Here is a 22,805-nt window from a genome sequence, read left to right as displayed (position 1 = left end):
GACGCGAACCGGCTTCCACTTCGCTCGAAAACGCTATGCAAATTACTCGACGACCTTCGGCACCAGGAAGAAGTCACCTTCGGTCGCGGGCGCATTGGCAACGATATCGTCGGCGATCTCGCCGTCATTGACCACGTCCTGCCGCTTCTTCATCTGCATCGGGGTCACCGAGGTCATCGGCTCCACGCCCTCGACATTGACCTCCGAGAGCTGCTCGACAAAGGCGAGCATGGCGTTGAGCTCGCCCTGCAGATGCGGAACCTCGTCCTCGGAAACCGCAATGCGCGCCAGATGCGCGATGCGGCGGACGGTAGCGGCGTCGACGGACATTATATAAGGCCTCTCACGGCAAAACCTATGTGCCGTATAGCAGAGGCCGGTTTTGCGCCGCAACCGGCGCCTTCCCCTTACCCAGCCAGCGCTTTCATGCGGGCCAGCGCCGATTTGGCAAAATCCCGGGTCAATTCGGCCGCGGGGACCTCGCGGCCGAGGGCCACAGCCTGGCCGGCCCAGAGATTGGTGAAATCCACCCTGCCCTGCTTTTCGGCAGCCGTCTTCAGCGGCCCCAGCGCGGTCGCGGCATGGGGGAACGGCGGCGCATCCGGCGAGATCGGGCCGGCCTCGCGCATCAGGCGGTTCTGGACACCGCGCGCCGGGCGGCCGGTCATGACATTGGTGATGACGGTGGAATCGTCCCGCGCCTCGGCGAGCGCCTTGCGGCCGCCGGCGCTGACCTTGGACTCCGGACAGCGCAGATAGGCGCTGCCAATCTGCACGCCGGAGGCGCCGAGCGCGAAGGCGGCGGCGATGCCGCGCCCGTCGGCGATGCCGCCGGCCGCGATCACAGGCACTTTCACGGCATCCGCGACCTGCGGCACCAGCGCAAAGGTGCCGGGCTGCTCGGAGATCTTGTCGGTCAGGAACATGCCGCGATGGCCGCCGGCCTCGGCGCCTTGCGCGATGACCGCATCGACGCCGCGCTGCTCCAGCCAGACCGCTTCCTTGACCGTCGTCGCCGACGAGATGACGAAGCAGCCGGCTGCCTTGACGCGCTTGAGCAGCGCCGGATCCGGCAAGCCGAAATGGAAGCTGACGACTTCCGGCTTCAGCTCCTCGACCACCTCGCAGAATGCCGCATCGAACGGCGCGCGGTTGGCGGCGTTGATCGGCGCCGCGGGATCGAGACCATGCTCGGTGTAATAGCCCGTGAGCCGCTGCTTCCAGCGCGCTTCCGCCTCGGCCGTGAGATCGACCGGCGTGTGGCAGAAGAAGTTCATGTTGACCGGCGCCTTCACGCGCTGGCGAATGATGTGGACCTGCTCGCGCGCCTTCTCCGGCGACAGCATCGCACTCGGCAGCGAGCCGAGCCCGCCGCCCTCCGCCACGGCGATCACCAGCTCCGCATCCATCACGCCGGCCATCGGCGCCAGCACGATCGGGAATTCGGTCTTGAAGAGGTCGATCAGTCGACGGTCAGGCCACATGGTTGTTCTCTCGCAGTTCAGGCGGACACGATGGAATTGCGACGGCCGGCCAAAAGTTGCTCGGCTTCGGCCGCGATGCGTTCGACGATCTCGGCGGCGGGTGGAATATCATGGATCAGGCTGATCGCCTCGCCGGCGATCACAGCCGCAATATCAAAATTGCCGGCGGCCTTTGCGGCGTCATACTCCGCCGCGACTGCGGCAACATTCTGCATCAGCTCGACCTCGCGGCCGATCCAGCGCCTGGCGTGGTCGTTGACCAGACACCTTCCCGTGAAGGGCGCCGGCCAGACATTGTTGCGGGAGAGATCAAAGATGATGCCGCGCACGGTCGAGCCAGCGTTCGCCGCGCAGATGCGCCGCTTGGCCTCCTCCGCGCCGTCGGCCTCCTGGCTCGCATAGAAGCGCGTGCCGAGCAGCACGCCGCTCGCACCGAGCATCATCATGGCGGCGAGCCCGCGTCCGTCGGCGATGCCCCCGGCCGCAACGACAGGCACGCGGCCCGCGGCGAGATCGACGATGGCAGGCACGAGATCGACAGTGGTGCGCGAGGCGCCGTGACCGCCCGCCTCCGTGCCCTGCGCGATCAGGATGTCGGCGCCGGCATCGAGCGCCTGCCGCGCCATCGCCTCGTCCTGCACCTGGCAGATCAGACGTGCGCTTGATGATTTGATCTTTGGTGCGAACGGCGCGGGATCACCGAACGACAGTATGATCGCGGACGGTTTTGCGGCGAGAGCCACGTCGAGAAGCTCGGGCCGTTTGGCGAGGCTCCAGGTGATGAAGCCGATCCCGAACGGCGCCGACAGGGCGCCAAGCTTCGCCGTCTCCTGCTCGAGCCACGCCTGCTCGCCATAGCCGCCGCCGAGAATGCCGAAACCGCCGGCATGGCTCACGGCCGTCACCAGCCGGCTGCCCGCGACGATATCCATCGGCGCCAGCAGGACGGGATGCGTGATCCCCAGCAGCGTGGTCAGCGATGTCGCAACCGGCATAACACCTCCCTGATCATGGCACCTCCCTGATCTGGACAGCCAGACTAGGCGCGACTAGCATTCTCGAAAAATGAATTGTTGCGAACGCTGCCATCACAAAAGCGAAACGACGCCATGGAACTGAGCGACATCCAGACCTTCGCCGCCGTCGCCCGCACCGGCGGCATCACCCGGGCCGCGGAAGAGCTGAACACCGTGCAGTCCAATGTCACCCAGCGCGTGAAGGCGCTGGAGGCGGAGATCGGCACGCCGCTGTTCGAACGTCACAGCCGCGGCATGACGCTGACGGGCGCCGGCAAGCGTCTCCTCCCCTACGCGCAGCGAATGGCCGCGCTGTCGCGCGAGGCCGTGCTCGCCGCGCGCGATGATGGCGAACCGAAGGGACCGCTGGCGATCGGCTCGATGGAGACGACGGCGGCCGTCCGGTTGCCGCCGCTGCTCGCCGATTTCCATCGCCGCTTCCCGGCCGTGCGCCTCTCCTTGCGCACCGCGACCACGGCCGATCTCGTCGCCGGCGTGCTCGAAGGCACGCTTGACGGCGCGTTCGTCGCAGGTCCCATCGCACATGCCGATCTTGCCGCGACCAGCGCCTTCCGCGAGGAGCTGGTGCTGGTCAGCGCGCGGCGCTGGAGCTCGCTTGCCGAGCTGCGTGCCGGCACGCCGGAGTCCGGCCCGACCGCACTGGTGTTCCGCACCGGCTGCACCTATCGCCAGCGGCTCGAACAGGTCTTCGTCGAGTTCGGCTGGCCGTCTGCCGCGCGCTTCGAACTCGGCACGCTCGACGGCATGATCGGCTGCGTCGCCGCCGACATGGGCGTGACGCTGCTGCCGCGTGCCGTGGTCGAGCGCAGCGCAATGACCGGCAGCGTATCGATCCACACGCTGAGCCCCTCGCACGCACGCGTCGAAACGCTCTTCATCCAGCGCAGCGCCGGACACCAATACAGCGCGCTGCAAGGTTTCATCTCCTGCCTGAAGAAAGACGACGACGTCATCGCGGCCTGACGCAACGCAGCGTTCCACGCCACGAAATTCGTCACAAAACTATCGCGCTGATTGAATCTGCGCTGCGTTCAGCCGCCGCAGCGCAGCACATCGAAAAGCTTTGAAGGTCGTCACTCTTCTACGTTAGGATGAGTGACTGGCCAGCGCGAAACCATAACGAACACAAACATCGGCAAAAACATCGGGAGGACTATCGATGCGCAATACGCTCGTGTTGTGCTGCGTCGCCGCGTTGTCGGCGATCTCTGGAACTGCAAGCGCACAGGACTGGACCAAATCGAAATGGGGACCGAACGACGAGATCGGTGCCGCCAACTACATGACGCCGGAGCTGGTGGTGAAGGCTGCTTCACTGGTCAAGACCGGCAAAACCTACGCCCTCGGCATTCCCGTCACGCCGCAGACGCCCGCTTATCCGCCGCGCACCTTCAAGATCACCGTGGTGCAGCCCGGACAGGCCGGCAGCCCCGGCCTCGGGCCCAACAAGGCCACCTACAATGACGACATCCTCGACACCTGGGTCGGCATCGGCAGCCAGCTCGACGGTCTCGGCCATCTCGGCGTCGAGCACGTCTATTACAACGGCAACAAGCTCGCCGATTTCGCCGATCCAAACGGATTGAAGAAGCTCGGCATCGAGAAGGTGCCGCCGATGGTCACGCGCGGCGTGCTGCTCGACATGGCGGCCTATTTCAAGACCGACATCGTGAAGGAAGGCACCGCCTTCAACGTCAAGGAGATCGAGGAAGCGGCCAAGGCGCAGAACGTCGAGATCCGCCAGGGCGACGTCGTCATCTTCCACACCGGCTGGCTCAGCCTGATCGGCAAGGACGACAAGCGCTACTCGGCCGGCGAGCCCGGGCTCGGCGTCGAAGGCGCGAAGTACCTCACCGGCAAGGGCGTCGTCGCGATCGGCGCCGACACCTGGGCGCTCGAGGTGCTGCCGTTCGAGTCCAAGAACGTGTTCGAGGTGCACCAGATCCTGCTCGCGATGAACGGGACCTACATCCTCGAGAACATGGACACCGCCGCGCTCGCCCGGGACAAGGGCTACGAATTCCTGTTCGTGCTGGGGCAGCCGCGCTGGACCGGCGGCGTGCAGGCGATGATCAACCCGATCGCGATCCGCTGAGCCCGATCGCGACCCGCTGATCTCAAGACTTGGGCGAGGAGCCGCTTGCCGGCGGCCCCTCGCCCGATCCCTCCGTCATCGCGGCCTGAGATGCCACCGCCGCAGCGCAACCAAGGCCCAGATCGCCTCGACGAGGCCGAACGGCCAGGCGCCTTGCAGAAAGCCATAGGCCGAGCCGAGCGCGCAGGACATTGCGAACAGCAGCACGAACCAGTGGCTGCGGTCTTCCAGGGCATAGCAGACCAGCATCGCCGTCACGGCAAACAGGCCGAATAGTGTCAGCGCATCCATGTTCCGGGTTCACTCCGCAGCGCAACGCATGATATGCGCTAAATCCATGCCGGCTCTTATCCTGCCTCTCGTCGATGCTGCAACCCACTGGCCCGAACGCGGTGCGCTGGTCGGGCTTGATTTGGGCACCAAGACCATCGGTGTCGCCGTGTCCGACCCCGACCGGCGGCTTGCGACCGGCGTCGAGACGATCCAGCGCAAGCAGTTCAAGCATGACGCCGCCCGGCTGCTCGCGATCGCCGCCGAGCGCAAGGCGGCCGGCTTCGTGCTCGGCCTGCCCATCAACATGGACGGCAGCGAGGGCCCCCGCGCGCAATCCACCCGCGCCTTCGCCCGCAATCTTGCCAACCTGACCGCGCTCCCGATCGGCCTCTGGGACGAGCGCCTCTCGACCGCCGCGGTCGAGCGCGAGCTGATCGGCATGGACGTCAGCCGCGCCAAGCGCGCCGAGGTGATCGACGAGCACGCCGCGATCTTCATCCTGCAAGGCGCGCTCGACCGCCTCGCCAATCTGCGCGCCAGCCCGGGGGCCGGCTGATCCATGGCCGTCGTGATCGCGGCGCTGCTGCCGGTCTTCATCCTCATTGTGCTCGGCGTGGTGCTCCGGCACAGCCTGATGCGCCTCGACACCCAGTGGCACGGGCTGGAGCGGCTGACCTATTTCGTGCTGTTTCCGATGCTGCTGATCCAGACGCTGGTGAAGGCCGACCTCTCAAAAGTGCCGGTCGCCGGCGTCGGCGGTGCGCTGCTGCTGTCGGCGCTGGCGATGTCGCTGCTCTGCCTGGCGCTCCGCCCGGCCCTGTCGCGGCTCGATATCGACGGCCCCGCCTTCACCTCGATCTTCCAGGGCGCAACGCGCTGGCAGACTTACGTGGCGCTCTCGGTGTCCGCCAATCTGTACGGCGACGTCGGACTGGCGCTGGCCTCCGTGGCGATGGTCGCGATCATTCCGCTGGTCAACGTGTTCAGCGTCGCCGTGCTCGCGCAATATGCCTCACCCGAGAAGCAGTCCGCGCGCGCCATCGTCATGACGGTGATCCGTAATCCCCTGATCTGGGCCTGCGTCATCGGCCTCGTCATCAACGTCATTCATCTGCCGCTGCCAAGGATCTGGCACGAGGTCGCCGATGCGCTCGGCCGCTCCTCGCTTGCGATCGGCCTGCTCGTCACCGGCGCCGGCCTGCAGCTCAAGGGCCTGTTCCGCCCGAGCACGGGGGCGGCGATCGGCGTCGCGTTCAAGCTGGCGCTGATGCCGGTGCTCGCGGTCGCGCTGGCCGTCTGGTTCGGGCTGTCGGGCACCAACCTTGCGATCGTCGCGATCTGCGCGGCAGTGCCGACCTCGCCCAGCGCCTATGTGCTGGCCCGCCAGATGGGCGGCGATGCCCCGCTGCTGGCGCAGATCATCACGCTGCAGACGATTTTGGCGGCGATCACCATGCCGATCGCGATCGCGCTGGTGGCCTAGGGCTCGTCGTAGGGGCGCACCTCTCTCGCCACGTCGTTGCGAGGAGCCCTTGCGACGAAGCAATCCAGACTGCCTCCTAGCTTCCCAGCCACATCGTCAGCACCACCGCGGTCAGATTGTTCAGCGCGTGCAGGATGGTGGTGAGCCAGAGCGAGTTGGCGCGGTGGCGCATATAGCCGAACCACAAGCCGATGGTGAAGACCTCGGCGAGGAAGTAGATGTCGTATTGCAGGTGGACGACAGTCCACACCAGCGACGACAGCAGGATCGCGCCGGGCACGCGCAGGAAGCTCGCCGACCAGCCGCGAAACAGGAAGCCGCGTGCCAGAACCTCTTCCGACATCGGCGCGGCCACGCTGAAGGCGAACAGCAGCAGGAACGCCGCGCCCTTGTCGCGGCCCGATTTCAAGAGGTCGGTCATGAAGCCGGGCGTCGCCTCGCGGCCGAGCGCGCGCGACATCGTCTCCCAGGCCAGCACCAGCAGGATCAGGCCGACGGCGCCGAACAGGAGCTGCTTCCAGGTCGGCCAATACAGCGCGAGATAATCGACGAAGGAGGCCTTCTTGATGCGGATGGCCAGCCAGACCGCGGCGACCGTCGTCGGCAGGCCCATGATCACCGACAGCGCCAGCGCCTGGGGCTCGTGGCCGACGAGCTCGACCGAGCTGAGGTTTGCGGGAAGACCACGCAGCAGCACCAGCAGAACGACGGCGCCGACCTGCCCGACGAACATCGCGAAAAAGATGAAAATGCCCCACAGCGCCGTGCCCCAGAACTTCCAGACGCGCGGCGGCGCCGGCGTCACGATCAGCGGCGGATGGTCGGGATTGAGGGAGTCCATCAGAAGGCTTTCGTTGGGAAGGCTCACGGCAGCGCCCGCTCCAGCAGCGCGCGCACGTCGGCGCTGTCCAGCTCCACCGCGCCATACATGCTGGCGCGATCGGCGGCGAGGCGCGTCGTGGCAAACAGTTCGGCCTGGTGCGGCGAGACGCCGTTGAGAGCCGCGGCGGCGGCGAGCAGCGCCAGCTTCTCGACCGCGAGGCGTGCGACCCGCTCACCGTCGGCGCGGCGGAAGGTCTGTCCGATGAAGGCAACCGCCTCGCTCGCGCCGGGCAGCCCCTTCGTCTCGGCCGCCAGTGCTTGCAGCACCGACATCGCCGCCTCCGGTTCGCGCGAGAGCGCGCGGAGCACGTCGAGACACATCACATTGCCCGAACCTTCCCAGATCGCGTTGACCGGCGACTCCCGGTAGTGGCGCGCCAAAATGCCGTCCTCGACATAGCCGTTGCCGCCGAGGCACTCCATCGCCTCGTAGAGGAACGGCGGCGCGCTCTTGCAGGTCCAGTATTTGATCGCCGGCGTCAGCAGCCGCATATAGGCGGCCTCCGCCGCATCGTGCGGGGTGCGGTCGAAGGCGCGGCAGAGCCGCATCACCAGCGCGGTGCTCGCCTCCACATGCAGGGCCATGTCGGAGAGCACGGCCTGCATCAGCGGCTGATCGGCAAGATGCTTCTGGAACACGCTGCGGTGCCGGGCGTGATGCAGCGCATGCGCCAGCCCTGAGCGCATCAACCCGACCGAGGCGATCGCGCAATCCTGCCGCGTCAGCTGCACCATCTGGATGATGGTGCGGATGCCCTTGCCCTCCTCGCCGACGCGCTCGGCATAGGCGCCGACGAACTCGACCTCGGAGGACGCATTGGAGCGGTTGCCGAGCTTGTCCTTCAGCCGCTGGAACTGGATCGCATTGACGGAACCATCCGGCGCAAAGCGCGGCATGAAGAAACAGGTCAGCCCCTCATCGGCCTGCGCCAGCACGAGGAACGCATCGCACATCGGCGCCGACATGAACCATTTGTGGCCGGTGATGCGATAGGCGCTGCCGTTACGCGCCGCGCGCGTCATGTTGGCGCGCACGTCGGTGCCGCCCTGCTTCTCGGTCATGCCCATGCCGAGCGTCATGCCGCGCTTCTCCGGCCACGGCGCAAAGGTGGGATCGTAGCTCTTCGTCGACAGCACCGGCATCACGCGTGCGAGCAGGTCGGGCCGCATTGCCAGTGCGCCGACGGAGGCGCGCGTCATCGTGATCGGGCAGAGATGGCCGGTCTCGACCTGCGAGGCCATGTAGAATTTTGCCGCGCGAATGACTTCGGCGGCATGGCCGGCCGGCTTGCCGTCCGCCGTCCACGTCGAATTATGCACGCCGGCATGCGCGCTGTGCGCCATCAGCTCGTGATAGGCCGGGTGAAACTCGACCTGGTCGCGGCGGTTTCCTTTCGCATCGAAGGTGCGCAGCTTCGGCGTGTTCTCGTTCGCAAGGCGCCCGCGATCGGCCATCGCCGCCGAGCCCCAATGCTTGCCGAACTCGGAGAGCTCCCGCTCCGCCGCCGCACCGCCATTGGCCTTCACGGCATCGACCAGCGGCCGGTCCATTGTGAAGAGATCGACCTCCTCGAAAGGCGGCGACTGGTTGAAGACCTCGTGGGTCGCAAAGCTGGGCTGGGTCATCTTGCGTCCTCGGCGCGGAATCAGTTCCGCCGCGGCTGGATCGGGAAATCATAGGCCGCCCCGCCCACCCCCGGCAGGGAAAAATGCCACCACTCTTTCGAATAGTTCACAAAGCCTTGCCTTGCCATCGCAGCCACCAGCCGCTTGCGCCAGCCGCGCTGCTCCGGATTGATCGACGGTGCTGCGGTATGCCCTCTCATGTCGGTGCAATCATAGCCGGTGCCCATATCGACACTGCCTTCCGGCAGCCGCGCCTCGACCGGCGCCGTGCAGTCGGCATAGGTCTTTGACGGATCGATTCTGGCGGAATTATCGGCCTTGAGATCGACCAGCGTGAGGTCGAGTGCCGCACCCGTCGAATGCTGCGAGCGGCTCGCGATGTAGCCGAGGCGAAACAGCTCGGTCTTCGGGATTTTTGGATTGTAGCGCCGCTCGGCGGCGGTCTCGCGGCCGTTCTGCGACCACTTCACCATGTCGAGCGAAGCCCGCGCCGGACGGTAGCAGTCGAACATTTTTAGCGAGAGATTTTGCGTAGCAAGTTCCTGCTGGACAGCCTTCAGCCGCAGGCCCACCTCCCGCTTCACCACGCATTCGCCGGCGTTATAACCGGCGAGCGGACGGCCGACGAAATTGTTCGCCGTCGCGTAGCGGATGTCCTGGATGATGCTGGGATCGATCTCGCGCAGATAGACGAAGTCGCCGGGAAGCGATTGGGCGTGGGCTGCACTGACGATTGCGATGCCCAACAACGCTGTAAGAATTGTCTTCAACTTATACTCCCACATCGTCATGCCCGGGCTTGTCCCAGGCATCCACGATCTTCTATCGCATTTGACAAAAATGGACGTGGATGGCCGGGACAAGCCCGGCCATGACGGCGGCTCTCATGACGGGCCGCGCCGCGGCTGCAATTCCGACAGATCAGGGGATAACTCTGCTCCCGCCGATTGGCCCTTGCCCCACCCCCCATCCACGCCTATAGCTCTGCTTTTAATGACATCGAAATCGACCTTCGTCCTCGGCCACCGGCATTTGCTGGGCATCGAGGGCCTTTCCGCGGCCGACATCACCGGCCTGCTCGACCTGTCCGAAGAATATGTCGAGCTCAACCGCCAGGTTGACAAGAAGCGCACCGTCCTGCGTGGACGGACGCAAGTAAACCTCTTCTTCGAGGCCTCGACCCGGACCCAGTCCTCGTTCGAGCTCGCCGGCAAGCGCCTCGGCGCGGACGTCATGAACATGTCGGTCGCCTCCTCGTCCATCAAGAAGGGCGAGACGCTGATCGACACCGCGATGACGCTCAACGCGATGCATCCGGACATCCTGGTGATGCGCCATCACGCCTCCGGCGCGGTGGAACTGCTGGCCCGCAAGGTTGACGGTTCCGTGATCAATGCCGGCGACGGCGCGCATGAGCATCCGACCCAGGCACTGCTCGACGCGCTCACCATCCGCCGCAACAAGGGCCGCATCGAGGGGCTCGTCGTTGCGATCTGCGGCGACGTGCTGCATTCGCGCGTCGCCCGCTCCAACATCATCCTGCTCAACACCATGGGCGCCCGCGTCCGTGTCGTCGGTCCCTCCACGCTGCTGCCGCCCGGCATCGAGCGGATGGGCGTCGAGGTTGCGCGCGACATGCGCGAGGGTCTCAACGGCGCCGACATCGTCATGATGCTGCGGCTGCAGCGCGAGCGCATGAACGGCTCCTTCGTGCCGTCATCCTCGGAATACTTCAACTATTTCGGGCTCGACCAGAAGAAGCTCGCTTACGCCAAGCCGGATGCGCTCGTGATGCATCCAGGTCCCATGAACCGCGGCGTCGAGATCGACACCGCGGTCGCCGACGGCGCGCAGTCCCTGATCCGCGAACAGGTGGAGATGGGCGTCGCCGTGCGCATGGCGGTGCTGGAAGCGCTCGCCCGTAACCTGCCGAACGCGTGATGCCGATGCTGACCGACCGCAGACCGATCCTGCTCGCCAACGCCCGCGTCGTCGATCCCTCCCGGGATTTCGACGGCGTCGGCGACGTCCTGATTGCCGACGGCACCATCCGCGAGACCCGCCGCGGCATTGGCGCTGCCGGCGTCCCTGAAGGCACCGACATCGTCAACTGCTCCGGCAAGGTCGTCGCGCCCGGCCTGATCGACATGCGCGCCTTCGTCGGCGAGCCCGGCTTCAGCCACCGCGAGACCTTTGCCTCCGCGAGCCAGGCCGCCGCGACCGGCGGCATCACCACCATCATCTGCCAGCCCGACACGTCTCCGGTGATCGATAACTCGGCGACCGTCGACTTCGTGATGCGCCGTGCCCGCGACACCGCGATCGTCAACATTCAGCCGATGGCCGCGCTCACCAAGGGCATGCGCGGCGAGGAGATGACCGAGTTCGGCCTGCTCAAGGCCGCGGGCGCCGTCGCCTTCACCGATAGCGACAAGAGCGTCACCAACGCCCAGGTGATGCGCCGAGCGCTGACCTACGCGCGCGATTTCGACGCGCTGATCGTGCACTACACAGAGGACCCCGATCTCGTCGGCGAAGGCGTGATGAACGAGGGCGAGTTCGCCTCGCGGCTCGGCCTGATGGGCATCCCGAACGCCGCCGAGGCCGTGATCCTCGAACGCGACATGCGCCTCGTCGCGCTGACCGGCGGCCGCTATCACGCGGCCTCGCTCTCCTGCATCGACTCGCTCGACATCCTCAAGCGCGCCCGCGACGCCGGGCTCGCCGTCAGCGCCTCGGTCTCGATCAACCATCTCGCGCTGAACGAGAACGACATCGGTCCCTACCGGACGTTCCTGAAGCTGTCGCCGCCGCTGCGCACCGAGGACGACCGCCGCGCGCTGGTCGCCGCCGTCGCCTCCGGCCTCGTCGACGTCATCATGTCCGATCACAATCCGCAGGACGTCGAGGGCAAGCGCCTGCCGTTCGCGGAAGCCGCCCCCGGCGCCGTCGGGCTCGAGACCATGCTGCCGGCAGGCCTGCGGCTGGTCCACAATGGCGAGCTCGAGCTGACGACGCTGATCCGGGCGATGTCGACCCGGCCGGCGGAACTGCTCGGCCTGCCGGGCGGAACCCTGCGCGCGGGCAGCCCGGCCGACGTCATCGTGATCGACCCCGACGTGCCCTGGGTGGTCGATCCCGCCGAACTCAAATCGCCCTGCAAGAACACCCCGTTCGACGAGGCCCGCTTTACAGGCCGCGTGGTGCGGACCATTGTCGGCGGACGCACGGTCTACGAACATGTCTGACGGGCGAATTCATGCGTGGCGTCTCGGTTCGACATGGAGATGCAACCATGGGGCTTGAAGCCTTCCTGCCGGTGGCCTTCGTCATCGGCTATCTGCTCGGCTCGATTCCGTTCGGGCTGGTCCTGACCAAACTCGCCGGCACGCAGGATCTGCGCTCGATCGGCTCCGGCAATATCGGCGCCACCAACGTGCTGCGCACCGGCCGCAAGGGCCTTGCCGCGGCAACCCTGCTGCTCGATGCACTCAAGGGCACCGCGGCAGTGGTGATATCAGGCTATCTCGCAGGTCCCAACGCCGCGATGCTGGCCGGCCTCGGCGCGTTCCTCGGCCACCTCTTCCCCGTCTGGCTCAAGTTCCGCGGCGGCAAGGGCGTTGCGGTCTATATCGGCATCATGCTCGGCCTGTTCTGGCCCGGCGCGGTGGTGTTCTGCCTGATCTGGCTCGCGACCGCCTTCACCACCCGCTACTCCTCGCTCTCGGCGCTGGTGGCGGCCTTCATCACGCCGCTGTTCCTGTGGTGGTTCGGCCAGCTCGCGCTCGCAGCCTTGGGCGCGGTGCTGACCATGCTGCTGTTCTACATGCATCGCGAGAACATCAAGCGATTGCAATCTGGAAAAGAAGGCCGGATCGGCGAGAAGGCCTAAGTAGCGTTTTCGAGCGAAGTGGGTACCGGTTCGCGTCAAGAAAACGCGTCAAAACAAAATCTGAAGCCGGAAAAAGTACGGATACCGCCGCAGGGCCACCGCATTATATGCCAAATCCTGTTCGCAACTCTCGGCCGACTTACGGCAGGCAGTGGCGGACGGGTTCCATGCCTGTCATCCTGACACAGGAAATGGCGTTACGCGGTTGCTCAGAATGAGCGAGAAGATTGTCGGCACGCATATCAACGGTGGTTCGCAAGGTGCGACGCGCACCGCTGCAAGCCGCCTGCTCCTGACGACCAACATCTGGTCCGATGCGCCCTTGCCTGCGCCAGAACCCGCTCCGGTCTTGCCGACAGCGCCGCCGCCTGCTCCTGTCGCGCCAGCTGCGCGCGTGGTCGCAGCCAAAGCAGCGCCAGTCGCGCCTGTACCGACACGTCCCGACCAATGGCCACCACAAAAACTCTCGCTGGCCCTCCAGGGCGGCGGCACCTTTGCCGCCTTCACCTGGGGCGTGCTGGAGCGGCTGCTGGAACAGCCTGATATCGAATTCGACACGATCAGCGGCGCCAGCGCCGGCGCCATCAACGCGCTGCTGCTGGCGTCCGGCCTCGCCGAAGGCGGCCGCGAAGTCGCGCGCGCGCGGCTGAACCGGTTCTGGGTCCGCCTGATGCACGAGGCCTCGTTCCGCTCGCTGATGCTGGTCGGCGGCTTCTCGCCGTCGGGAAGCTCGGTCGCGTTCGGGCCGACGCTGCGCTCCGGCCAGTTCGATCCGTTCGATCTCGATCCGCTGAGGCAGGCGCTGTCGCGCGACATCAACTTTACGACGCTGCGCGATGCGACCTGCCCGAAACTGCTGATTGCGGCGACACGCATTCGCGACGGCCGGCAGCAGATTTTCCGCAACGACGCCATCACTGCCGACGTCGCGCTGGCCTCGACCTGTCCGCCCCTGGTGCACTGCGCCGTCGAGATCGACGGCGAGGCCTATTGGGACGGCGGTTTTGGCGGCAACCCGCCGCTCGTGAAGCTGGTGCAGGAATCGACCACGTCCGATCTCCTCCTCGTCCAGATCACGCCGGCGCGCGACAGCTACGTGCCGATCACGCTTGCCGCGATCGACCGCCGGCTCGACCAGATCGCCGCCAATGCCGCGCTCAACGCCGAAATCGCTGCGATCGAATGGGCGCAATCAAACGCAGCATCATCGCCGCGGCTGTCCAGGATCGCTGCGGAGGACTCCGTTGACGGGCTGGCGCAGCGCTCCTCGACCGATCTCGGCCGCGGCTTCATCCGCCTCCTGCACCGCAGCGGCCGCGAAGCCGCCGAGCGCTGGCTCGGCCAGAGCGCGACAGGCGCCGAGGCCCAGCGCGCCTTGGCCGCCGCCGAACCGGCGCTAGCCTGATTTCGCCAGCGCATCCTCCAGGAACCACGCTGCCGCCAGCGCGCCGGGATCGTTGCCGAAGCGTGCGATCACCTGCACGCCGATCGGCAGGCCGCCGACCTTCATCACCGGCACGTTGACGCAAGGATTGCCCATCAGCGTCCACAGCCGGTTGTAGCGGGGCGAGCCGGTCGAGGCGAGCTCCTTGGCCGGCGCAGTGCCCGGCGCGGAATAGGTCAGCAGCACGTCGAACCCTTCGAACACCTCGTTGAGCTCGCGGCGGCCGCGGCGGGCGATCCGGCGGGCGTCGTCGTATTCCTTCGGCGTCAGTCCGACGGTGGCGTCGAGACTCTCGCGAAGCATCGGCGCGATCTCGTCGTGATGCTCCGAAAACTCCCAGGCCAGCGCGCGATGCGCCTCGAAATCCTGGATGACGGGATGGATGCGCCAGGCCTCCTGCACCGCTTCGGGCAGGTCGATGACCTGCACGCTGGCACCGGCCTTCTCCGCCGCCTTGATCGCGGCTTGCAGGCCCTCTTCCGCCGCAGGCTCCACGGCCTCGGCAAACTCCTGCCGGACCACGCCGATGCGCGGCGCCTTCGCCGGGACGATGCCGTCGAATTCGGTACGCCCGGTGATCGCCAGCAGCCCGCGCGCGAGATCCTCGGCGCGAGCGCCGAACAGGCCGACCGTGTCGAGCGCCCAGGAATAGCATTTGACGCCGATGGTCGGCAGCATCCGGAACGACGGTTTGATCGCGGCAGCTCCGCAATAGGCCGCCGGGCGGATCACCGAGCCGCCGGTCTGCGTTCCCAGCGCCAGGGGGATCATGCCGGCGCCGACGGCGGCCGCCGAACCAGAGGACGAGCCACCCGGCGTATGGCCGAGATTGTGCGGATTGAGCGTTGCGGTCGGATCGCGCGAGGCGAACGCCGTGGTCGTGGTCTTGCCGATGATGGTGGCGCCTGCCCGCTTCAGCATCATCACGATGGGCGCATCCGAGCGCGGCTGCCAGCCGCGATAGATCTCCGAGCCCATCTCGGTCGGCATGTTGGCGGTGTCGATGATGTCCTTGATCCCGACCGCGATGCCCCGCAGCGGCCCGCTGCCTTGCGCCTTCGCAGCTTTGTCGTGGCGGACGAAGGCGCGGACGTCCTTCTCCTTGGCCTCGATCGCCGCGTGCGACTGGGCGATGGCGTCATCGGGCGAAAGCTCCCCCGCTTCGATGCGGCGCTGGAGGTCGGCAAGTGAGATCATGGCAATACCCTTCTTATTGCCATCGCTTTTAGCATCGCGACGAGGTCGCGCAAGCGCACATGGACGGATCAATCCATGCGTGGAGTCGAGCGAGACAGCACGGATCGAATGAATGCGTCGAGCCCTTCAAGCCGGGCGTCTCGACCGAAGCCGTCGCCTCGGCGCTTGATTCATAGGTCAAAAATGGAAACGGTGACTTTCGACCATTTCTATTTATGTCGCGATCGGAAGGCGCGATGTTGAGGTCACAACGAAAGCCCACGACGCTCACTTTCAACCAGACGGCAGACGCGTCGAACCTCAACCAAGCACAGGAGCGACTACCATGGATACGACCCGTTATGCTTCTCTCGTTGGCCGGCTGATGATCGGCCTCCCCTTCGCAATGAGCGGCTTCGGCAAGCTCACCGCCTATGGTGCGACCACTGCCTACATCGCCTCTGCGGGATTACCGGTGCCGCCGGTGGCTTATGCGATCGCAGTTCTCGTCGAGCTCGGTGGCGGTCTCTTGCTGATCGCAGGCTATCAGGCCCGCTCGGTCGCGTTGGCGCTCGCCATCTTCTCGGTGGCTGCCGCAGTCTCGTTCCACAACAACTTTGCCGACCAGAATCAGATGATCCATTTCCTCAAGAACGTGATGATGGCGGGCGGACTGCTTCAGATCTTTGCCTTCGGCGCCGGTGCGCTCAGCCTTGACGCTCGCCTCTCGCGTGGCGGCGTCGGCGTCATTCAAGCGGCGCACGCACGTTGAGCGGACGAGTTCGCGGAAGACCCGCCGACCGCGGCGGGTCTTCCGGTTGCGCTTTTGACTGAGATCGAGCGCGCCCTGTTGCCCACGCCCTCAGGTTGTTCCATGCTGCGCCCACAAGGAGACGCCCGTGGACGCCATCCGAGCGAGGAGACCGCCACTTGGAGGACTAGGCCTCAAAACGGTGATTGCGATGGTAGTCCAAAAATCTCCTTCGTCGTCTGTCAGGCCTCGCGCGGAGCGACTTAGGCAAGCGAAAATACATTCGGTCCTTGGCGCTGATCTGACTCGACAAAAGCATTTTCCCGTCGTCATCGAACGTAAGTAGGCCTTTGTCAAAGAGCGCGTCTAGGTGGGCGCTGAGTAAGAGCCCGTTTTGTGAATCTAGCCGCTCCGCGTCCGTCGACGCCTCCCACGGCTTTATATGTGAAGCCCTGAGCATCTGTAAGAGGCTGCATCCGGTGACCGCACATGAGCCATCCCATTCACGCTCCAGCGCGGCGCGGAAGCGTCCTTGCCCCAGACGCGCGTCGATCAAAGCTTCAGTCGTGGTAGGCACGCTCTCGGCTTTCGCTTCTCCGGCGCTCAGTCGTTCGACCAACTGCTCCAGGCCGTGTATCGCTGCGGCGTCATTCAACGGGCTAAATCCGTTGGCAAAAGATCGCTGTTGCGCAAGTAGCGCTCTAAACCACGGGAAAGTAGATACGATGGCCGGAGTTCGCGCTCCCTCGATTTTGAACGTTATCGTCGCTTCTCCGTCGGCATCGCGGAAGACATTTGTGATCGTCCCATGACTCGCTAGACGATAGACCTTGGGTGAACCTCTTCCTTCAAAGGCCCAAAGATATTGCCCTTGCAGTGTCTCCGCCCGGTAGTTCTTGCTGGTGACGAACGTACCATGGCTCCCCTTTGGCTCGTATGACCCACGCTTGTCCGTGTTGTGATACGCCAAGAAATGTCGCTGCACCTTTAGGACAGTCAATTGCCGAAGACGCGATTCTACTAGAGACCACGGAATGACAGCGCGGACGGCAGCGGCAGCGGCCTGTTTTGAATGAGGTTCACGTCGGCTGACCCTTAAGGCTTTTTGTAACAGGGCAATCTCGACGCCGCTTGCTTCGGCAAGCCAGATAATACTCTCAGCGCTATTCAGTTTGTTAAAAATGAACTGGGCGCTGCGGTTTGGATTCTGCCGACCATAAAACCCGGGTCCATCGTATTCGGCCAGCCAGCCAAGCCAAAATTGCTTGCGAGGCGCGGGAAGTATCGTTGTCCGGTTTGGGAGGTTTCGGATTGCCTCGATCAATTCATCTCGGGATTGCATCAGCTCAACCGCACACTAAGCATGAAAGCCAATTGATTGCCGGCCACCACAACGATCTCCCTTAATTTGATCCCATGGTTCAACCTCAGCGAATACTGAATCTGCGCCAACACTACCTGCTCGAGTTCCAAAGTCGCAACACGCGCGAGAACATTTGTTGCCCAGAGCGAGCCTCGTTTCAGCGCTTGGCGGTGATCCTGGCGCGACAAGGCGCGGCTCCTATTCCTCCTCCGCTTAGCGCTGGAAAACGAAAACAAGCGCACGAGGCTGTTGCCCACGCCCTCAGGTTGTTCCATCCTGCGCCCACAAGGAGACACCTGTGGACGCCATCACCGAAAGCGTGGAGTTGACCGAGGCCGAGCGGGTCGACCGCCTGCGGTTGATCCGCTCCGACAATGTCGGGCCGCGCACCTTCCGCTCGCTGGTCGATCACTTCGGCACCGCGCGTGCGGCGCTTGAGCGGCTGCCGGATCTGGCGCGCCGCGGCGGTGCGGCCCGGTCGGGGCGCATCTGCAGCCTGGACGAGGCCAAGGCCGAGCTCGCCGCGAGCCGCAAGTTCGGCATCGCCTGGCTTGCGCCCGGCGAGGATGACTATCCGGCACGGCTGGCGATGATCGACGATGCGCCGCCGCTGCTCGCCGTGCGCGGCGACACCAAGACCCTGATGCGGCCGATGATCGCCATCGTCGGCTCGCGCAATGCCTCCGGCGCGGGCTTGAAATTCGCCGGCCAGCTCGCACGCGAGCTTGGCGAGGCCGGCTTCATCATCATCTCGGGCCTCGCCCGTGGCGTCGATCAGGCCGCGCATCGCGCCAGTGTCGCGAGCGGCACGATCGCCGTGCTGGCCGGCGGCCATGACTGCATCTATCCGCCCGAGCATGGCGATCTGCTCGCAGCGATCCTCGATCAGCAGGGCGCTGCGATCTCCGAGATGCCGCTCGGCCACGAGCCGCGCGCCCGCGATTTCCCCCGCCGCAACCGGCTGATCTCGGGTGCCTCGCTGGGCGTAGTCGTGGTCGAGGCCGCCCATCGCTCGGGCTCGCTGATCACCGCGCGCATGGCAGCCGAACAGGGCCGCGAGGTCTTTGCTGTCCCCGGCTCACCGCTCGACCCGCGCGCCGCCGGCACCAACGACTTGATCAAGCAGGGCGCAACACTGGTCACCGAAGCTGCCGACATCATCAACGCGGTTCAGCCGATCATGGAGCGGCCGCCGATGCAGCCGATCAGCGAGCCCGACAGCGAGCCGTTCGAGAGCGATCCGCAAGCGCACGACCGCGACCAGATCACCGGCCTGCTCGGCCCTGCGCCCATCTCGATCGACGATCTCGTGCGGATGTCAGGCGCCTCGCCGGCGATCGTGCGCACGGTGCTGCTGGAACTCGAGCTCGCCGGCCGGCTCGAACGCCACGGCGGTGGTCTCGTCTCGCTCCTCTAGTCTAGCCTAGCCGTCGTTGCGCCGATCGAACTGCTTACGCGCAGCCTCGATCTGCATCAGGTGGTCCATGGCCCACTGCCCGAGCGCCTTCACCGGCTGTTGCAGCCCGCGGCCGAGATCGGTCAGCTCGTAATCGACGCGTGGCGGAATGGTCGGAAAGATCGTGCGCGTGACGAGGCCGTCGCGCTCCAGTCCACGCAAGGTCAATGTCAGCATCCGCTGCGAGATGCCGCTGATCATGCGCTTGAGCTCATTGAAGCGCTTGGGCCCGTCGCTCAGGTTCATGATGACGAACACGCTCCATTTGTCGCCGACCCGCGACAGGACCGAGGCCACGCCGCGGCAGTCGGCATGGTCGGGACTCGGCAGCTTCGGAGCAGGCAAATCGGTGTGTGCAGGTTTCAATAATGTGCTCATGGCTCAAAAAAGTGCGTTCTTGCGGGGATTTCGATGGTCACTCATGTAGTGCGGGTTACAAATCTATACCATGGGTGACCCCAATGAAACTCCTCCATATCGACTCCAGCGTGCTCGGCCCCCACTCCGTCTCCCGGCAGGTTTCCGCCGCCATCGTCGACCGCCTCCGGCAGGCGACGCCCTCGCTCCAGCTCGTCTATCGCGACCTGACCCAGACCCCGCTCGCCCACCTCTCCGGCTCGCATCTGGCGGCCGCGCAAGGCGCGCCTGCGCCTGCGGAACTCGGCCCTGATCTGGCGGCGAGCGCGGCGGTGCTGAACGAGTTCCTCGATGCCGACACCGTCGTGATCGGCGCGCCGATGTACAATTTCACCATCCCGAGCCAGCTCAAGGCCTGGATCGACCGCGTTCTCGTGGCAGGGAAAACCTTCAAATACGACGCGAACGGCCCGCAGGGCCTTGCCGGCAACAAGCGCGTGATCGTGGCGATCTCGCGCGGCGGCTATTACGGTCCGGGCACGCCGGCCGCCTCGCTCGAGCATCTGGAAACCTATTTGCGGGGCGTGTTCGCGTTCATGGGGATCACCAGCCCTGAATTCATCGTCGCCGACGGCATCCAGGTCGGCCCCGAACATCGCGAGAAGGCGCTGGCCGGCGCGCTTGCGGCCGCTACCTCCCTGCGCGCGGCGTAGGGTTCGACACCAGCCGCTGCCGGACCCCGGCGGCGGCTGACAGTTCGACGGCGCTAAAACCAGGCGCCCTGAATTCCCAGAATGACGGCGATGAGCGAGATGAAAAGGCCGATGCCGGAAAAAAGCGCCACCCCGATCAGCTCGGACATGTCGGAGCGCTTGGCGGGAATGGCGGAACGTTCGGTGTAAATACGCGGTGCTGAAATCGACGGAAAAATGCGAGCTGCCTTTGGCATCACGGGCTCCTTTGAAAATGAGTCTTATGACCCCGCCCGTAGAAATGTCTGTGCGGCAGATGTGAAGGTTCAACGCCTCACGCAAGGTTCAGAAAAATACATCCATCGAGGTGTAGGAACCGGCCGGCGCAACCACACCGATCGCGCCGGCCGATTCAATTTTCAATTGAATTGATCAGCCCCGATAGATCGGTGCGCCCGCTGGCGAGGCAACCGCGCCGCCATCGACGAAGATCTCCTGGCCCTGAATGTGGCCGGCATCATCAGAGGCGAGGAACAACACCGTCTTCGAAATGTGATCCGGTTCACCAATGCGCCCCAACGGCGTCGACATCCCGATGCGCTTCTCGAACGCCTTCTCCGCTTCGGGTGTTGCGATCGCTGCGCCCCAGATCGGCGTGCGGATCGCGCCGGGCGCAACGACGTTGACGCGAATGCCGCGCGGCGACAGTTCCGACGCCATGATCCGCGCCATCGCGCGCACGCCGGCCTTCGCCGCACCGTAAGCGGAGTAGCCGGGAATGCCGAGCACCGAGATCACCGAACCGTTGAGGATGATCGAGGCGTTGTCGTTCAGATAGGGCAGCGCGGACTGCACCGTGAAGAACACGCCGGTGAGGTTCGTGCTGATGACCTTCTCGAAAACCTCCAGCGTCGCCGAGCCGAGCGGCGTGCCGCCGGGAATGCCGGCATTGGCGAACACGATGTCGAACTTGCCGAACTTTTCGGCACCCTGCTTGATCGCGGCTTCCGTCGCGGCGATGTCGGTGGCGTCGGCGACGAGCGCGAGCGCGTTCGGGCCAAGCTCCTTGGCGGCAGCAGCCAGCGTCTCCTTGTTGCGCCCGGTGATCACCACCTTCGCGCCCTCGGCCACGAACAGCTTCGCCGTCGCAAGGCCAATGCCGCTGTTGCCGCCCGTAATCAGTGCCGTCTTGTTCTTCAGCCTCATGCTCGCCTCCAGTGGTTGCATAATGAAACTACGTTGCCATCTAGGGCAAATGGTTTTATGATGCAACCACACAAGCGCGTGATCGGCGCCCCATCGGGCGATCGCGAAAGGCCACAGCGATGGTGACAAGGCGATGGTGAAACGAACCAGCTTCGAGGGCGATGCCTGCCCGATCGCGCGGTCGCTGGAAGCGATCGGCGACTGGTGGTCGCTGCTGATCATCCGCGAGGCGCTGTTTGGCCTGCGCCGCTTCGGCGAGTTTCAGAACAAGCTCGGCATGGCCAAGAACATTTTGTCAGCCCGGCTGCGCTCGCTGGTCGACCACGGCATCCTGGCAACCGCCCCTGCCTCCGACGGCAGCGCCTATTCGGAATACGTACTGACGCCGAAGGGCCGCGGCACCTTCCCGATCCTGGTGGCGCTGCGGCAATGGTGCGAGGAGTACGACGATCACCCCGAGGAGATCGCGACCATTCTGGTCGACCGCGAAAAGGGCCGCCCGGTGAAGAAGCTGGAAATGCACGCCGAGGACGGACGGCTGCTTACGCCGGCAGATACCACGCTGAAGCCGCGGCCGGCACCGCGCCGGCGGTCGGCCTAGCGGCCTTGCGTAGCCCGGATGGAGCGCAGCGAAATCCGGGACCGCTTTGCCCGCGGCGGGAATCCGAGCTACGCCTGGACAGCGTCCGTCAGTTCGTCGACATCGGCCTTGCTTGCGGTCGCCCCTTCGGCAACGGCCAGCTCGAAGCCGAGCTTCCTGCCCTCCGCGAGGCCCTGCGCAATCATGCGTACGACAACATCGGTTTCGTCGCTTGTCAGCCGCCTGAGCGACCCCCACGATTTCAGGATATGGCGGGCGCGCGCCAAATCCGTCCCGACGAATGGAAGCGGCTTGATTGACATCTCCGCAAACCTCCAATTTCGCGAAACCAATCTACCACGGGCGTAATTCCTCCAGGCATGCAATTTATCCGCCGAAACGGGATGCCCGTTCGACGGACCGCATGTCGATGACGACCTTAAATCAGCGCACGTGGCTCCTTGACCGTCACCCCCGCGCAATGGCGAAGCCATTGTCGCTGGAGGTGCCCGCCTCTTCGGCCCAAGTGCAGCGGCATCCCGGCCGTGCATCCTTCGAGGCTCCCGGCACGATGCTGTGCATCGCGCCACTCACGCCTCAGGATGACGGCACGCAGAAGACCCCAGCCCTCACGACAGCTTGCGCTTGCTCCGCAGGCGCAGATGCTCGTCGGCTTCCAGCTTGGTCATGCCCAATAGATAATGCAGCACATCGAGCTTGTGGCGCTCGGCCAGCTTGCGCAATGCGCCCACCTGCTCGGCGATGAAGGCGACGGCCTCATCGACGCCGCCCTCCCCCGGTTCCTCGTTGCGCGAGCCTCCCCGCGCGCCCAACGCGGCGCGCGCTCGTTTCTTTCCTGGCTTTGTCACCAGACCCCACCCGAATCCATGCCCCGGAGGAACTCTACGCCGACACCGGCCACAACTCCAAGGTGGTATTTCGCAACTTTCTCGATATGAAACTTTTCCCATTTGGCGGGCTTTCAACACCCCTCGATTTGACAGGGAC

27 protein-coding genes are annotated in these 22,805 nt (G+C 65.2%); 12 read left to right on the top strand and 15 right to left on the bottom strand.

Going from position 1 to position 22,805, the window contains the following annotated elements; genetic code table 11:
• Positions 1-42: 42 nt before the first annotated feature.
• The 3 genes from gatC to VGR99_RS17625 all read right to left on the bottom strand — a co-directional run bounded on the left by gatC (position 43) and on the right by VGR99_RS17625 (position 2,479).
• A complete protein-coding gene (gene gatC, locus VGR99_RS17635; RefSeq protein WP_326899997.1) occupies positions 43-330 on the bottom strand; it encodes an Asp-tRNA(Asn)/Glu-tRNA(Gln) amidotransferase subunit GatC in 288 nt (95 codons plus the stop codon).
• Positions 331-407: 77 nt separating this feature from the next.
• Entirely contained in the window at positions 408-1,484 is a 1,077-nt protein-coding gene (locus VGR99_RS17630) for a nitronate monooxygenase family protein (protein ID WP_326899995.1), read from the bottom strand.
• Positions 1,485-1,501: 17 nt separating this feature from the next.
• The gene (locus VGR99_RS17625; RefSeq protein WP_326899994.1) at positions 1,502-2,479 is read right to left on the bottom strand and encodes a nitronate monooxygenase; all 978 of its coding nucleotides are present in this window, start codon (positions 2,477-2,479) and stop codon (positions 1,502-1,504) included.
• A 114-nt stretch (positions 2,480-2,593) separates the two neighbouring features.
• Here VGR99_RS17625 and VGR99_RS17620 point away from each other — a divergent pair, with 114 nt between their 5' ends.
• Entirely contained in the window at positions 2,594-3,484 is an 891-nt protein-coding gene (locus VGR99_RS17620) for a LysR family transcriptional regulator (protein ID WP_326899992.1), read from the top strand.
• A 196-nt stretch (positions 3,485-3,680) separates the two neighbouring features.
• Positions 3,681-4,616 carry a cyclase family protein gene (locus VGR99_RS17615; RefSeq protein ID WP_326899991.1) on the top strand — a complete coding sequence of 312 codons (936 nt, stop codon included), beginning with the start codon at positions 3,681-3,683 and terminating at the stop codon, positions 4,614-4,616.
• A 75-nt stretch (positions 4,617-4,691) separates the two neighbouring features.
• Here the strand turns inward: VGR99_RS17615 and VGR99_RS17610 are convergent, their stop codons facing one another.
• Complete coding sequence (locus VGR99_RS17610; RefSeq protein ID WP_326899989.1) at positions 4,692-4,907, bottom strand: hypothetical protein; 216 nt, start codon at positions 4,905-4,907, stop codon at positions 4,692-4,694.
• Between the two features lie 46 nt (positions 4,908-4,953).
• On the opposite strand from VGR99_RS17610, the gene ruvX reads away from it, so the two are divergent.
• Positions 4,954-5,445, top strand: a complete 492-nt coding sequence (gene ruvX, locus VGR99_RS17605; protein WP_326899988.1) for a Holliday junction resolvase RuvX — start codon at positions 4,954-4,956, stop codon at positions 5,443-5,445.
• 3 nt (positions 5,446-5,448) lie between these two features.
• On the top strand, positions 5,449-6,372 hold the full coding sequence (locus tag VGR99_RS17600; RefSeq protein WP_326899987.1) for an AEC family transporter: 924 nt from the start codon (positions 5,449-5,451) through the stop codon (positions 6,370-6,372).
• 76 nt (positions 6,373-6,448) lie between these two features.
• On the opposite strand, the gene VGR99_RS17595 is transcribed toward VGR99_RS17600, so the two are convergent.
• From VGR99_RS17595 to VGR99_RS17585, 3 genes are read right to left on the bottom strand one after another with little or no spacing between them, the layout of a single operon-like run.
• Positions 6,449-7,213 carry a type II CAAX endopeptidase family protein gene (locus VGR99_RS17595; RefSeq protein ID WP_326900060.1) on the bottom strand — a complete coding sequence of 255 codons (765 nt, stop codon included), beginning with the start codon at positions 7,211-7,213 and terminating at the stop codon, positions 6,449-6,451.
• Positions 7,214-7,236: 23 nt separating this feature from the next.
• On the bottom strand, positions 7,237-8,880 hold the full coding sequence (locus VGR99_RS17590; RefSeq protein ID WP_326899986.1) for an acyl-CoA dehydrogenase family protein: 1,644 nt from the start codon (positions 8,878-8,880) through the stop codon (positions 7,237-7,239).
• A 20-nt stretch (positions 8,881-8,900) separates the two neighbouring features.
• A complete protein-coding gene (locus VGR99_RS17585; protein ID WP_326900059.1) occupies positions 8,901-9,665 on the bottom strand; it encodes a M15 family metallopeptidase in 765 nt (254 codons plus the stop codon).
• A gap of 208 nt (positions 9,666-9,873) precedes the next feature.
• On the opposite strand from VGR99_RS17585, the gene VGR99_RS17580 reads away from it, so the two are divergent.
• From VGR99_RS17580 to VGR99_RS17565, 4 genes are all read left to right on the top strand, one after another.
• The gene (locus VGR99_RS17580) at positions 9,874-10,821 is read left to right on the top strand and encodes an aspartate carbamoyltransferase catalytic subunit (RefSeq protein ID WP_097663180.1); all 948 of its coding nucleotides are present in this window, start codon (positions 9,874-9,876) and stop codon (positions 10,819-10,821) included.
• A gap of 5 nt (positions 10,822-10,826) precedes the next feature.
• The gene (locus VGR99_RS17575) at positions 10,827-12,128 is read left to right on the top strand and encodes a dihydroorotase (RefSeq protein WP_326900058.1); all 1,302 of its coding nucleotides are present in this window, start codon (positions 10,827-10,829) and stop codon (positions 12,126-12,128) included.
• A 47-nt stretch (positions 12,129-12,175) separates the two neighbouring features.
• Positions 12,176-12,772 (top strand): glycerol-3-phosphate 1-O-acyltransferase PlsY, encoded by a 597-nt coding sequence (plsY, locus tag VGR99_RS17570; protein WP_326899985.1) that lies wholly within the window; start codon positions 12,176-12,178, stop codon positions 12,770-12,772.
• 214 nt (positions 12,773-12,986) lie between these two features.
• Positions 12,987-14,177 (top strand): patatin-like phospholipase family protein, encoded by a 1,191-nt coding sequence (locus VGR99_RS17565; protein ID WP_326899984.1) that lies wholly within the window; start codon positions 12,987-12,989, stop codon positions 14,175-14,177.
• Here VGR99_RS17565 and VGR99_RS17560 read toward each other — a convergent pair.
• Positions 14,169-15,413, bottom strand: coding sequence for an amidase (locus VGR99_RS17560; RefSeq protein WP_326899983.1), 1,245 nt, complete (start codon positions 15,411-15,413; stop codon positions 14,169-14,171). The two genes, VGR99_RS17565 and VGR99_RS17560, sit on opposite strands and share 9 nt — an antisense overlap.
• A 325-nt stretch (positions 15,414-15,738) precedes the next feature.
• Between VGR99_RS17560 and VGR99_RS17555 the strand changes: the two genes are divergently transcribed.
• Positions 15,739-16,164 (top strand): DoxX family protein, encoded by a 426-nt coding sequence (locus tag VGR99_RS17555; RefSeq protein WP_326899982.1) that lies wholly within the window; start codon positions 15,739-15,741, stop codon positions 16,162-16,164.
• A 166-nt stretch (positions 16,165-16,330) separates the two neighbouring features.
• Here VGR99_RS17555 and VGR99_RS17550 read toward each other — a convergent pair whose 3' ends face one another.
• Both VGR99_RS17550 and VGR99_RS17545 read right to left on the bottom strand, forming a co-directional pair.
• Positions 16,331-17,467, bottom strand: coding sequence for an HNH endonuclease signature motif containing protein (locus VGR99_RS17550; protein WP_326899981.1), 1,137 nt, complete (start codon positions 17,465-17,467; stop codon positions 16,331-16,333).
• Between the two features lie 17 nt (positions 17,468-17,484).
• The gene (locus VGR99_RS17545) at positions 17,485-17,694 is read right to left on the bottom strand and encodes a hypothetical protein (RefSeq protein WP_326899979.1); all 210 of its coding nucleotides are present in this window, start codon (positions 17,692-17,694) and stop codon (positions 17,485-17,487) included.
• Positions 17,695-17,804: 110 nt separating this feature from the next.
• Between VGR99_RS17545 and dprA the strand changes: the two genes are divergently transcribed.
• Positions 17,805-18,923, top strand: a complete 1,119-nt coding sequence (dprA, locus tag VGR99_RS17540; RefSeq protein WP_326899977.1) for a DNA-processing protein DprA — start codon at positions 17,805-17,807, stop codon at positions 18,921-18,923.
• Between the two features lie 6 nt (positions 18,924-18,929).
• On the opposite strand, the gene VGR99_RS17535 is transcribed toward dprA, so the two are convergent.
• Positions 18,930-19,340, bottom strand: a complete 411-nt coding sequence (locus tag VGR99_RS17535) for a helix-turn-helix domain-containing protein (protein ID WP_326899975.1) — start codon at positions 19,338-19,340, stop codon at positions 18,930-18,932.
• 83 nt (positions 19,341-19,423) lie between these two features.
• On the opposite strand from VGR99_RS17535, the gene VGR99_RS17530 reads away from it, so the two are divergent.
• Positions 19,424-20,032, top strand: coding sequence for an FMN-dependent NADH-azoreductase (locus VGR99_RS17530; RefSeq protein WP_326899974.1), 609 nt, complete (start codon positions 19,424-19,426; stop codon positions 20,030-20,032).
• 53 nt (positions 20,033-20,085) lie between these two features.
• On the opposite strand, the gene VGR99_RS17525 is transcribed toward VGR99_RS17530, so the two are convergent.
• Both VGR99_RS17525 and VGR99_RS17520 read right to left on the bottom strand, forming a co-directional pair.
• Positions 20,086-20,268 (bottom strand): hypothetical protein, encoded by a 183-nt coding sequence (locus VGR99_RS17525; RefSeq protein WP_326899973.1) that lies wholly within the window; start codon positions 20,266-20,268, stop codon positions 20,086-20,088.
• Positions 20,269-20,443: 175 nt separating this feature from the next.
• Entirely contained in the window at positions 20,444-21,217 is a 774-nt protein-coding gene (locus VGR99_RS17520) for an SDR family oxidoreductase (RefSeq protein WP_326899972.1), read from the bottom strand.
• A 133-nt stretch (positions 21,218-21,350) separates the two neighbouring features.
• On the opposite strand from VGR99_RS17520, the gene VGR99_RS17515 reads away from it, so the two are divergent.
• On the top strand, positions 21,351-21,818 hold the full coding sequence (locus VGR99_RS17515; RefSeq protein ID WP_326899971.1) for a helix-turn-helix domain-containing protein: 468 nt from the start codon (positions 21,351-21,353) through the stop codon (positions 21,816-21,818).
• Between the two features lie 68 nt (positions 21,819-21,886).
• Here the strand turns inward: VGR99_RS17515 and VGR99_RS17510 are convergent, their stop codons facing one another.
• On the bottom strand, positions 21,887-22,120 hold the full coding sequence (locus tag VGR99_RS17510) for a hypothetical protein (protein WP_326899970.1): 234 nt from the start codon (positions 22,118-22,120) through the stop codon (positions 21,887-21,889).
• 306 nt (positions 22,121-22,426) lie between these two features.
• On the bottom strand, positions 22,427-22,666 hold the full coding sequence (locus tag VGR99_RS17505) for a hypothetical protein (RefSeq protein WP_326899969.1): 240 nt from the start codon (positions 22,664-22,666) through the stop codon (positions 22,427-22,429).
• Between the last annotated feature and the right edge of the window lie 139 nt (positions 22,667-22,805).

The organism is Bradyrhizobium sp., from assembly GCF_035935975.1.
Taxonomy (GTDB): domain Bacteria; phylum Pseudomonadota; class Alphaproteobacteria; order Rhizobiales; family Xanthobacteraceae; genus Bradyrhizobium.
This window is presented reverse-complemented; position numbering and strand designations above follow the sequence as displayed.